The 12,425-nt window shown below is 68.9% G+C and carries 7 protein-coding genes; 6 read left to right on the top strand and 1 reads right to left on the bottom strand.

Annotated features, from left to right (window positions below; translation table 11 throughout):
* Positions 1-23: 23 nt before the first annotated feature.
* From tilS to AC3WJT_RS16645, 5 genes are all read left to right on the top strand, one after another.
* The gene (gene tilS / locus AC3WJT_RS16665) at positions 24-1,322 is read left to right on the top strand and encodes a tRNA lysidine(34) synthetase TilS (protein ID WP_492344257.1); all 1,299 of its coding nucleotides are present in this window, start codon (positions 24-26) and stop codon (positions 1,320-1,322) included.
* A gap of 73 nt (positions 1,323-1,395) precedes the next feature.
* Complete coding sequence (gene ftsH, locus AC3WJT_RS16660) at positions 1,396-3,288, top strand: ATP-dependent zinc metalloprotease FtsH (RefSeq protein WP_492344256.1); 1,893 nt, start codon at positions 1,396-1,398, stop codon at positions 3,286-3,288.
* 101 nt (positions 3,289-3,389) lie between these two features.
* A complete protein-coding gene (locus AC3WJT_RS16655) occupies positions 3,390-3,854 on the top strand; it encodes a YbjN domain-containing protein (protein WP_492344255.1) in 465 nt (154 codons plus the stop codon).
* Between the two features lie 19 nt (positions 3,855-3,873).
* Positions 3,874-4,674: a dihydropteroate synthase gene (folP, locus tag AC3WJT_RS16650; RefSeq protein ID WP_492344254.1), complete on the top strand. Its 801-nt coding sequence runs from the start codon at positions 3,874-3,876 to the stop codon at positions 4,672-4,674.
* A 196-nt stretch (positions 4,675-4,870) separates the two neighbouring features.
* On the top strand, positions 4,871-7,468 hold the full coding sequence (locus AC3WJT_RS16645; protein ID WP_492344253.1) for a beta strand repeat-containing protein: 2,598 nt from the start codon (positions 4,871-4,873) through the stop codon (positions 7,466-7,468).
* Between the two features lie 10 nt (positions 7,469-7,478).
* Here the strand turns inward: AC3WJT_RS16645 and AC3WJT_RS16640 are convergent, their stop codons facing one another.
* The gene (locus AC3WJT_RS16640) at positions 7,479-8,762 is read right to left on the bottom strand and encodes a sulfatase family protein (RefSeq protein WP_492344252.1); all 1,284 of its coding nucleotides are present in this window, start codon (positions 8,760-8,762) and stop codon (positions 7,479-7,481) included.
* Between the two features lie 400 nt (positions 8,763-9,162).
* On the opposite strand from AC3WJT_RS16640, the gene AC3WJT_RS16635 reads away from it, so the two are divergent.
* Positions 9,163-12,351 carry a beta strand repeat-containing protein gene (locus AC3WJT_RS16635; RefSeq protein WP_492344251.1) on the top strand — a complete coding sequence of 1,063 codons (3,189 nt, stop codon included), beginning with the start codon at positions 9,163-9,165 and terminating at the stop codon, positions 12,349-12,351.
* The last annotated feature ends 74 nt before the right edge of the window (positions 12,352-12,425 follow it).

Genomic DNA, 12,425 nt, shown 5'->3' with positions numbered 1-12,425 from the left:
TGATCAATCGCCTAGGGTGAGGCGTGACCCTTCCGTCAGTCTTCACCGTTCTCGACCGCCGCCTGCGCCCCGCCTCGCCGGCGCCGCTGGCCGTGGCGTTGTCGGGCGGCGGGGATTCGCTGGCCTTGCTGCTGATGGTGAAGGCCTGGGCCAGGGCGCGCGGCCGGCCGGTCATCGCCCTGACGGTTGATCACGGCCTCAACCCCGACAGCGCCGACTGGACCGCCTTCTGCGGCGAGGCCGCCGAGCGGCTCGGCGTCGCCTTCCAGGCCCTGGCCTGGACCGGCGAGAAGCCCGCGACCGGCCTGCCCGCCGCCGCCCGCGCCGCGCGCCACGCCCTGCTGGCGGATGCGGCGCGCGAGGCCGGCGCGAAGGTCCTGCTGATGGGCCATACGGCCGACGACCTGACCGAGTCCGCCGCCATGCGCGCCGACGGCTCGACCGTGCCGGATGCGCGGGAGTGGGCGCCCTCCCCGGCCTGGCCCGAGGGACGGGACGTGTTCATCCTGCGGCCGCTGCTCGGCGTTTCGCGCGCTGCGCTGCGGGACTTTCTGCAGGGCGCCGGCGAGACCTGGATCGACGACCCGGCGAATGAGGATGTCCGGTTTGCAAGGGCGCGCGCGCGGCATCTGCAATCCTCCCCTCGCAGAGGGGAGGGGGACCGCTCGGAGAGCGGTGGAGGGGGCGGCGCGAACGCCAGCGGCCCCCTCCTGAATTCCGGTCTCTCGGGACAGACCGCCGCCGACCCCTCCACCATGCTCCGCATGGTCCCCCTCCCCACATCGTGGGGAGGACTGACGCTGCCTCGCACCGCCTCGCCCCGCGAGATCGCCGCGGCAGCGTTGTGCGCCGCGGGCACCGACCGGCCGCCGCGCGGGGAGAGCCTGTCGCGGATCATTGACGGCCTGCGGCGCGGCGATCCGTTCGTCGCCAGCCTGGCCGGGGCGCGGATCGACGTCGACTGGACCGAGATCCGCGTCATGCGCGAGGCCGGGGAGTTCACGCGCCGCCCGCCGCCGGCGATGGACCTGCCGCCGGGCCGCGCTGTCGTCTGGGACGGCCGGTTCGAACTGGTCGCCAGCCGGCCCGGCCTGAAGGTGCGGATGCTGGCCGGCGAGGCCTCGCGGCTGCCCCGGTCGCAGCAAAGCCGGCTGAAGACCCTGCCCCCGGCCGCCCGCCCGACCCTGCCGCTGATTTTTGACGCCGATGGCGTCGTGAGTTGCCCGATCCTTGCAGAGCGGTCTTCAACGCGCGTCCGTGCGCTGGCATTGCCCCGTTTCGAGGCGGCCACAGGGCGCGTAGAGAGCGAACCTGCCCCGTGACGAATCGCGCGCGTGGCGAAACCGGCCCGGCCGTCCTATCTAGGGGGTTGGTAAGAACAGGAAGTCTGAGCGAATGAACCTGCGGAACCTGGCCATCTGGGCGGTCGTCGTCATTATCGCCGCCGGCGTCTGGAGCATGGTCGTGCGGCCCGGTGGGACGACCGGCGCGACGGCGCCGACCGAGGTCGCCTACTCCACGCTTTTGAACCAGGTGGACTCAGGCTCGGTCAAATCGGCCGTGTTCCGCGGCGCGAACGTCGAGGTCACCGGCGCCGAGGGCAAGCCCTACACCGTGGTCGCCCCCACCGACTCCGCCGATCTGGTCAAGCGGATGGAGGCGCGAGGCGTCAAGATCACCTTCAAGACGGGCGAACGGAACCTGCTGGTCAGCATCCTGATCCAGGCCTTCCCGATCCTGCTGCTGATCGCGGTCTGGGTGTTCTTCATGCGCCAGATGCAGGGCGGCGCCCGGGGCGCCATGGGCTTTGGCAAGTCCAAGGCCCGGCTGCTGACCGAGAACAAGAACAAGATCACCTTCGAGGACGTCGCCGGGGTCGAGGAGGCCAAGGACGACCTGACCGAGATCGTCGACTTCCTGAAGGATCCCAGCAAGTTCCAGCGTCTCGGCGGCAAGATCCCCAAAGGCGCGCTGCTGGTGGGCCCTCCGGGCACCGGCAAGACGCTGCTCGCGCGCGCCATCGCCGGCGAGGCGGGCGTGCCCTTCTTCACCATTTCCGGCTCGGACTTCGTGGAAATGTTCGTCGGCGTCGGCGCCAGCCGCGTCCGCGACATGTTCGAACAGGCCAAAAAGAACGCGCCCTGCATCATCTTCATCGATGAAATCGACGCCGTCGGCCGCCATCGCGGCGCCGGCGTGGGCGGCGGCAACGACGAGCGCGAACAGACCCTCAACCAGTTGCTGGTCGAGATGGACGGCTTCGAGGCCAACGAAGGCATCATCCTGATCGCCGCGACCAACCGTCCCGACGTGCTGGACCCGGCCCTGCTGCGTCCGGGCCGCTTCGACCGCCAGGTCGTGGTGCCCAACCCCGACGTCACCGGCCGCGAGAAGATCCTGCGCGTGCACATGCGCAACGTGCCGCTGGCCGCTGACGTCGACGTCCGCACCCTGGCGCGCGGCACCCCCGGCTTCTCCGGCGCGGACCTCGCCAACCTGGTCAACGAAGGCGCCCTGCTGGCCGCGCGCAAGAACCGCCGCATGGTCACCCACGACGACTTCGAGATGGCCAAGGACAAGGTCATGATGGGCGCCGAGCGCCGGTCGATGGCGATGAACGAGGAAGAGAAGAAGCTGACCGCCTATCACGAGGGCGGCCACGCCCTGGTGGCGATGCTCGTCCCGAGCGCCGACCCCGTGCACAAGGCGACGATCGTCCCGCGCGGCCGGGCGCTGGGCATGGTCATGCAGCTGCCGGAAGGCGACCGCTACTCGATGAAATACGCCCAGATGACCAGCCGCCTGGCGATCATGATGGCCGGCCGCGTCGCCGAGGAGCTGATCTTCGGCAAGGAGAACATCACCTCCGGCGCCAGCAGCGACATCAAGGCCGCCACGGGTCTGGCCCGGGCGATGGTCACCCAGTGGGGCTACTCCGACAAGCTCGGCACCGTGGCCTATGGCGACAACCAGGAAGAGGTGTTCCTCGGCCATTCGGTCGCCCGCACCCAGAACGTCTCGGAAGAGACCGCCCGGCTGATCGACAGCGAGGTCAAGCGTCTGGTGCAGGAGGGCCTCGACGAGGCTCGCCGGATCCTGACCGAGCGGCTGGAAGACCTGCACAAGGTCGCCAAGGCCCTGCTGGAGTTCGAGACCCTCAGCGGCGAGGAAATCACCAACGTCCTCAAGGGCGTGATGCCCAACCGCGACGAGCCCGAGCAGAAGCGCCCGAGCGGTCCGAGCGCCTCGGTGCCGCTGTCGCCCCGTCCCGGCGGCGTGACGGCCTGAGCCGGCGCCGTTCCGCCCTTGGCGAGACGCGGGAGTGGGCCTAGCGTCCACCCCGCGTTTCGAGGCGAGGTGCAGAGGTGTTGCAGGTGAAATCGACAATCATGGCGCTCGCCGCCGCGGTGACTCTCAGTCTCGCCGGCGGGACAGGCGCGGCCGCAGGCGACCTGATCAACAAAGACGGCATGACCGGCCCGGAAGTCGCCGCCTGGCTGCAGGGTGCGGGCTACAAGGCCGAGCTCTCCAGGGACAAGACCGGTGACCCGATGATCCGCAGCGCTTCGGGCGGGGTCAATTTCACGGTGCTGTTCTACGACTGCAAGAACGACCGCTGCCGGGCGCTGCAGTTCTCGTCCGGCTTTGACCTCGGCGACGGCATGACGCTCGCGAAGGCCAACGAGTGGAACAAGAAGCACCGCTATCTGAAGACCTATCTCGACGACGAGATGGACCCCTATGTCGAGTTCGACGTCAATCTGGACGCCGGCCGCACGATGGCCGGGCTGAACGACGACTTCGCCATCTGGACCGACATGCTGGCCGACTTCGCTGTCTTCATCGACTGGTAGCCTGAAGGGAGCGGCGGCCATGGCCGGGCCGACGGCGCGCGTCATGGGGATCGTCAACGCGACCCCCGACAGCTTCTCCGACGGTGGACGCTTTGTGGCGCCGGACGCGGCGCTGGCCCATGCCCGCCGGCTGATCGCCGAGGGGGCCGACATCCTCGACATCGGCGGCGAGTCCACGCGGCCCGGCGCCACGCCGGTGCCGCAGGCCGAGGAGCTGGAGCGGGTCATCCCCCTGATCACGGCGATCCGGACGGAGAGCGCCGCGCCGATCTCCATCGACACCTTCAAGCCCGCCGTGGCCCGCGCGGCCGTGGCGGCCGGGGCGACGCTCTGGAACGACGTGACAGCCCTGCGCGGCGCCCCCGATGCGCCGGATGTCGCCGCCGCGCTCGGCTGCGAGGTGGTGCTGATGCACATGCTGGGCGAGCCCGGCACGATGCAGGACGCGCCCCGCTATGACGACGTGGTCGCCGAGGTCGAGGCCTTCCTGCTGGCCCGCGTCGAGGTCGCCCTGGCCGCCGGTGTGGCGCGCGACAGGCTGTGGCTCGACCCCGGCATCGGCTTCGGCAAGACCCTGGAGCACAACCTCGCCCTGCTGCGCGCCCTGCCCCGCTTTGTAGCGCTGGGCTTCCCCGTGTTGCTCGGCGCCAGCCGCAAACGGTTCATCGCCGCGCTGGACCCGACGGCGACGGACGCGGGCGACCGCCTGGGAGGCTCGCTGGCTGCCGCGCTGGCGGGCGCCCGGGCCGGCGTGGCGGCCGTCCGGGTGCATGACGTGCGCGAGACGGTCCAGGCGCTGAGGATCGCGGCGGCGCTGTAGCGCCGGAGATCAGCGCAATCCTGGCATCCTCCTTCAGCCTGCCGCGGCCCGGCCTGCGCCCATTCCGCGCACCGATCGCCGTTCTGACGCGGGATTCAACCCGGGGTGAGCGTCGGTGAGCGCGGGAACAGGCCGCTGCTTGACGGCCCGGGAGAGGGCTGACCAAAGTCTTAACGAACCTTGTTACGGGGCGGGCATGGCGACGGTCACAGGCACAACGGGCGACGACACCCTCACGGGAACCGGCGGTGATGACATCATCAGTGGCGGCGACGGCGCGGACACCCTGACCGGCGACACCGGCGGCGGGGGCGGCGGCGGCTCCCTGACCGTGACCCGCGTATCGACCGACAGCAGCGGCGCCGAGGGGAATGGCGCCTCGACGAGTCCGAAACTGTCGCCCGACGCGACCATGGTCGTGTTTTCGAGCGCGGCGAACAATCTGGTCGCGGGCGACACCAACGGCGTCACCGACATCTTCGTCGTCAATCTGGCCACCGGCGCAGTGACGCTGATCTCCACGGCCGCGGACGGGTCTCTGGGCAATGGAAACAGCGGCACGCCCGTCTTCTCTCCCGACGGCACGAAGGTGATGTTCACGTCTTCGGCGTCGAACCTGGTTGCCGGTGACGCCAATGGCGTGAACGACACCTTCATCAAGGATCTGGTGACCGGGGCCGTGACGCTGGTTTCGATCGATTCCTCCAGCGCCCAGGGGAACGGAAACAGCTTCGCCGGCTCGTTTTCCGCTGACGGCACGAAGGTGCTCTTCGCGAGCGCCTCCACCAACTGGGTCTCGGGCGACTCCAATGTCTCCAATGATGTGTTCCTGAAGGACCTCGTCACCGGCGCGATCACGGCGGTCTCGACCTCGGCGGCCGGGGCGTTTGGAAACGTCGGCGGTACGACGCCGAACCAGGGCGGCGGCCTCTCGGCCGACGGTACGCTCGCGGTCATATCCAGCTTCAGTTCCGCGCTGGTCGCCGGGGACACCAACGGCACCAGCGACATCTTCGTAAAGAACCTGACCACCGGCGCCATGACCCTGGTGTCCAAGTCCGTCGGGGGAACGATCGGCGACAACCTGTCCGTCAACCCGGTGATCTCGGCGGACGGGACAAAGGTCGCGTTCCAGAGCAACGCGTCAAATCTGGTGGCCGGCGACACCAACGGGCGGCAGGACATCTTCGTGGTGGATCTGGCGACCGGCGTTGTGACGCTGGTCTCGACCGACGCGGGCGGGGGTCTGGCAGACGGCTCGTCGCAGAACCCGCGGTTCACCAGCGACGGCGGCTCGATCATCTTCCGCAGTTCGGCGACCAACCTGGTGGCCGGCGACACGAATGGTCGCGATGACATCTATCTGAAAAACCTCACCACCGGCGCCATCACCCGCCTGTCCCTTACCCACGACGGGAGCGAACCGACCGGCGCTGATGTGGGCGCCACGGATATCGCCGCGGACGCTTCAAAGATCGCCTATGCCTCCGGTGCGACCAACATTGTCGCCGGCGACACCAACGCCGTGGGCGACATTTTCGTCGCCACCCTGCCGTCAGGCGGGGCCGGCAATGACCTTATCGACGGCGGCGCCGGCGACGACATCATCAACGGCGGCGACGGCGACGACTACCTCAAGGGCGGGCTGGGCGCCGACACCCTGCTGGGCGGCCTCGGCAACGACACCTATGTCATCGACGACGCCGGCGACACGACGGACGAAACCGGCGGCGACGGCATCGATCTGGTGATCAGCCGGATCAGCTGGACCCTGGGGGCAGGGATCGAAAACCTCAACCTCGGCAACGGCGGGACGATCAGCGGCACGGGCAACGCCCTGGCCAACGTGATCACCGGAAACAGCGTCGCCAACACCCTGAACGGCGGGGCGGGCAATGACACGCTCAACGGCGGCGGCGGCGACGATGTCCTCAACGGCGGCGACGATGCCGACACCCTGAACGGGGACACCCAGAACGACACGCTCAACGGCGGCGCAGGCGCTGATACGCTGAACGGCGGGGCCGGAAGCGACGTGCTCGACGGCGGCGCCGGCGCGGACGTCATGTCCGGCGGGGCGGGCAACGACAGCTATGTCGTCGACGACGCCGGCGATACGGTCACCGAAGGCGGGGGCGCCGGAACCGACACGGTATCCGCCTCCATCGGCTACAGCCTGACCGCCGAGGTCGAAAGCCTGACCCTGACAGGGTCGGACGATCTCAACGGGACGGGGAACACGCTCGCCAACACCCTGACCGGCAATGGCGGCGCGAACGTCCTCAACGGCGGCGACGGAGCGGACATCCTGAACGGTCTGGCGGGCAACGACAGCCTGCTGGGCGGAAACGGCGCCGACGCCCTCGACGGCGGGGCCGACAACGACAGCCTCTCCGGCGGCGCGGGACAGGACCGCCTTACCGGCGGGACGGGCGTCGACACATTCGTGTTCACCAACGCCGACATCCGCCGCACCGGGCCCGGGTTCGGGCTGGTTGCCGACAAGGACCAGATCCTCGACGTAAACTTTGCCGCCGGCGAGGGGATCGACCTTTCGGCCATCGACGCCAACGTCAATCTGGCCAACGACCAGGCTTTCAAGTTCGCCAGCTACTTCAGCGGCGTCGCCGGACAGGCCACCCTGAAGTTTGTCGGCGGACGGAGCGTCCTGTCGCTCGACGTCGACGGCGACAAGAAGGCTGACCTGATCGTCGAGATCAACGGCAACCTCACCGCCTCGCAGTTGAACCTCTACACCGGCGCCGGCGATGTGAACGGGGGCTGGGTGCTGTAGAGGGCAGGCCCTAGTCCGGATGCCAGTCGGCGATCGAGGGGCGGACCCAGGGCGGGAACAGGTCGACCATCGTCTCGTACTTGTCCCGCGCGGCCTTGTGGCGGGCCTTCAGGTCGCTGACGACATCAGGATGCAGTGAGGCGACGCTGTAGTTCTCGCCGGGATCGCGGCGGATATCGAACAGCAGCGGGTAGTTGAAGCGCCCCAGATTGATGTGCCAGACGCGGGTGTTGACCCGGGTGACGAACTTCCAGTCCGGGGTGCGGATCGCCGCGACCTTGGTGTTGTCGAACAGCAGGATCTGGTCGTGCGGCGAGGCGGCGCCGGTCAGGATCACGTCGGCGATGTCCGCGCCGTCCAGCTCCAGATCCGCCGGGAGGGTCCCGCCGGCCAGCCGCGTCAGGGTCGGCAGCAGGTCGAGGTTGCTGGCGATGGCGTCGGTGACCACGCCCGCGGGCACGGTTCCCGGCTGGCGCAGGATGAACGGCACGCGATAGCCGCCGTCGAAGCCCGCCCCGCCCTTGCGGTCGCGGAACGGCCCGGACGAGCCCTCGAACCAGGGGCCGTTGTCCGAGGTGAAGATCACCAGGGTGTCGTCGTCCAGACCCAGCGCCTTCAGCCGGTCCAGCAGCAGGCCGACGTTGCGGTCGACCTCCTCGACCACATCGCCATAGGCGCCCGCGGGGGAGTCCCAGGCCGCGTCGTCATTGCGGATCAGCGGCACATGCGGCGCGGTCAGGGCCAGCAGGGCGAAGAACGGCCGGTCGCGGTTGGCTTCGGCGAAGGCCAGGGTCTCCTCGAAGAAGGTCTGGGTCAGCTTGGGGAAGTCGACCGGGCTCTCGGTCAGCGGCGCCTCGCCATCCTTCTCGTAGTAGGCCAGCGGCTGCATGTCGTGGCTGTAGGGCAGGCCCTTGAAGACATCGAAGCCGTGCACATTGGGCGGCCAGTACTGCCCGCGATGGCCGAGGTGCCACTTGCCGATCAGGGCGGTGGCGTAACCGAGCGGCTTCAGCGCCTTGGGGATGGTCAGCTCGCTGAGCGGCAGGCCGCGATCCTCGGGCGACTGGATGACCTCATGCGCAAGGTTCATCCGCACCGGATAGCGCCCCGTCAGCAGGCCCGCCCGCGACGGCGTGCAAAGGTTGGCGCTGGCGTAGAAGTCGCTGAACCGCGTCCCCTCCGCGGCCATCCGGTCGAGGTTCGGCGTGCGGATGATCGTCCCGCCGTCGCAGCCGAGGTCCCCGTAGCCGAGATCGTCGGCCATGATGATGATGACGTTGGGCTTGCGGGTCATGCGGGACGGGATCCTTCGGAACGACGTCTCCGGATTTGAGGGGGCGACAGGCCGGTTGGCAATCCATCAACGCCTGCCGGCATCGGTCGCACGCCTTCCGCGGCCGCGGATTCCACAGTTCGGGTAACAGCAATCGCTGAATCGGCGTCGGCGATGTTGCAAGGTCGTCGAAGGCCAAGCCAGAATTGAAGCAGTGTCCTTTGCCTGGGGGCGGACATCGGGCGCGCGATCGTGCGGGCCCCGTCGCCCCGTTCCCGGCATCAGGCTTTGCGGGCGCTTGCGCCCAGGATCGGAGTGGCTTGTGCGTCGCGCGGATTTTGGGGCGGATTTCGCCTTTGCAGTCATTGGCTCTGACACGGACCGACGCGGTCTGAACGCCGGGCTCCCTGCAGACGGGGCCTTGTCTCCCGCTGCCGCCTTCACAGCCGGGGCGCTCATTTCGGACCCGAAGGGCGGCGAGCAACCCCAGCGCTTCGCCGGCACGGGCGGGCCGAGCGTGAACGTGGAGACTGTCGTCGTCCGGACGGGCGGGGAAATCCTAGTCAACACCGCCACGACAGGCATTCAGTACGTGCCGAAGATCACCACCCTGTCCAACGGCGGGTTCGTCATCACCTGGACCGACGGCAGCGGCAGCGGCGGCGACGCCAGCGGCCACGCTGTCAGGGCGCAGGTCTTTACGGCCGGCGGGCAGACGGTCGGGACCGAGATCCTCGTCAACACCGCCACGGCGGGCGCCCAGAACAGCCAACAGATCAAGGCCCTGACCAACGGCGGGTTCGTGATCACCTGGACGGACGCCAGCGCCACCGGCGGCGATACCAGCGGTCAGGCCATCCGGGCCCAGGTCTTCGACGCCGCCGGGGCGACGGTCGGGAGCGAAATTCTCGTCAATTCGACCACCTCTGGCAGCCAGAGCATCCCCCAGATCACCGCCCTCGTCGGCGGCGGATTCGTGGTCACCTGGCGCGACGGCAGCAACACCGCCCCCGACACGGACGGCGGCGCCGTCAGGGCGCAGGTGTTCAGCGCCGCCGGTGCGATGATCGGGTCCGAAATCCTGGTCAACACCGCCACGGCGCTGAGCCAGACCTTCCCCAAGATCACCGCCCTGCAGAACGGCGGGTTCGTGATCACCTGGCAGGACTCCAGCCGGACAGCCCCCGATACGGACGGCTCCGCTGTCCGGGCGCAGGTGTTTACGGCGGGCGGCGCGACGGTCGGCGGCGAGATCCTCGTCAATACGGCGATCACCGCCAATCAGTCCTCGCCCCAGATTACCGCCCTTTCCGGCGGCGGGTTCGTGGTCACCTGGTACGACCCGAGCAACACGGCGCCGGACACGAGCAACGGAGCCGTCCGGGCGCAGGTCTTCACGGCCGCCGGCGCCGCCAGCGGAAGCGAGATCCTCGTCAACACGACGACGGGCGGCACCCAGTCGTCCCCGGTGATCACCGCCCTCTCAAACGGCGGGTTCGTCGTCAGCTGGGGGCACTTCGGCGCGTTCGGGCCGGATCAGTCCGGCATCGCGGTGTATGCGCAGGTCTTCCAGTCCGACGGGACGAAGGTAGGGACCGAAATCCTCGTCAACACGACCACGGCGGGCAACCAGCAATCGCAACAGGTCACCGCCCTGGCCAACGGCCGGTTTGTGATCACCTGGCAGGACGACAGCGCAAGCGGCGGCGACACGAGCTTCTCCGCCATCCGGGCGCAGGTCTTCAACGCTGACGGATCGACGCTGGGAACGGAGATCCTCGTCAACACGCTGACGACGGGCGATCAGAGCATCCCGGAGATCACCGCCCTGTCCAACGGCGGATTCGTGATCACCTGGCGGGACGAAAGTCTGACCCTTCCGGACGACTCGGACCTGGCGGTCCGGGCGCAGGTCTTCAACCTCGGCTCGCCGACGGCTGTCGAACAGATTCCGGCGAACCTGAAGAACGCCGGCTTCACCATCACCGATCCCGACGCCGGCGACATTCTGACCGTCACCCTGTCGACGACCTACGGTCTGCTCACGGTCACCGCCGGAACCAGCGGCGCGTCGGTCTCCGGCTCGGGGACGGCCAGTGTGACGCTCACCGGAACCGCGGCGCAGATCGCCGCCCTGCTCAACACCGATGCGACCAGCACCGTCATATTCCTGGCCGACACCGACACCCCGCCGGCCTCGGCGACCGTCACGCTGGCGGCCGATGATGGCGCCGGCGGCACGGACTCGACCTCGCTGGTGGTGCCGATCGAGCCGACCGCGGAGAGCGGCTCGACCACCCCTTCGCCCGGCGACGACACCCTTACCGGGACGGGCGGCAACGATTCGATCAACGCCCAGGCGGGCGCCGACACGGTCGACGCCGGCGCGGGGAACGACACCATCGACGGCGGCGAGGGCGATGACGTCATCGATGCCGGCGACGGCGACGACTACATCAAGGGCGGCCTCGGCGCAGACACGATGCGGGGCGGACTGGGCAACGACACCTATGTCGTCGACAACGCCGGCGACATCACCGACGAGACCGGCGGCGACGGCGTCGACCTGGTGATCAGCCGGATCAACTGGACCCTCGCGGCGGCCATCGAGAACCTGACGCTCGGCAACGGCGGGACCCTGACCGGGACCGGCAACGAACTGGCCAACGTCATCACCGGCAACAGCGTCGCCAACACCCTCAATGGCCTGGCCGGAAACGACACCCTGAACGGCGGCGGCGGGGACGATGTCCTGAATGGCGGCGACGATGACGATACCCTGAATGGCGACACCCAGAACGACATCCTCAGCGGCGGCGCCGGGATCGACACGCTCAACGGCGGCCCCGGCAGCGACTCGCTCGACGGCGGCGCGGGCGCGGACGTCATGGCGGGCGGAATGGGCAACGACAGCTATGTCGTCGATGACGCCGACGACGCGATCACCGAAGCTGCCGGCGCCGGGACCGACAGTGTCACGTCGTCCGTCAGCTACACCCTGTCGGCCAACATCGAGAGCCTGACCCTGACCGGCGGCGTGGTCGGCGAGGGCAATGCGCAGGCCAACACCCTCAACGGCAACGCCAACGGCAATACCCTCATCGGCAACGACGGCGCCGATGTGCTCATCGGCCTGGCGGGCGGGGATTCCCTCTATGGCGGCAACGGCGCCGACACCCTCGATGGCGGCCAGGACAACGACTTCCTGTTCGGCGGCGCGGGCCAGGACCGGCTGACCGGCGGCGCGAACGCCGACACCTTCGCCTTTACCGATCTGGACATCCGTCGCACCGGCCCCGGGTTCGGGCTGACGGCGGACAAGGACCAGATCCTTGACCTCAGCTTCGCCGCCAACGACCGGATCGACCTCAGCGGGGTCGACGCCAACGCCCTCCTCGGCGGCGACCAGGCGTTCACGTTCGTCGCCAACTTCACCGGCTTGGCCGGCCAGGCGACGCTGAAGCTCAGCGGCGGCAAGAGCATCCTGTCCCTCGACGTCGATGGCGACCGCAAGGCCGACCTGATCGTCGAGATCAACGGCAACATCACCGCCACCACCGCCAACCTCTACACCGGCGGAGGGGATACGGACGGGGGATGGGTGCTGTAGGGCGTCAGACGGACGCTCACCCCGGAGCCTGCGGCGTCCCGTCGGAGATCGGTTGGACAGACGGACTCCCGGCC

The organism is Caulobacter sp. FW305-C-30-S16 (genome assembly GCF_058783025.1).
This window is presented reverse-complemented; position numbering and strand designations above follow the sequence as displayed.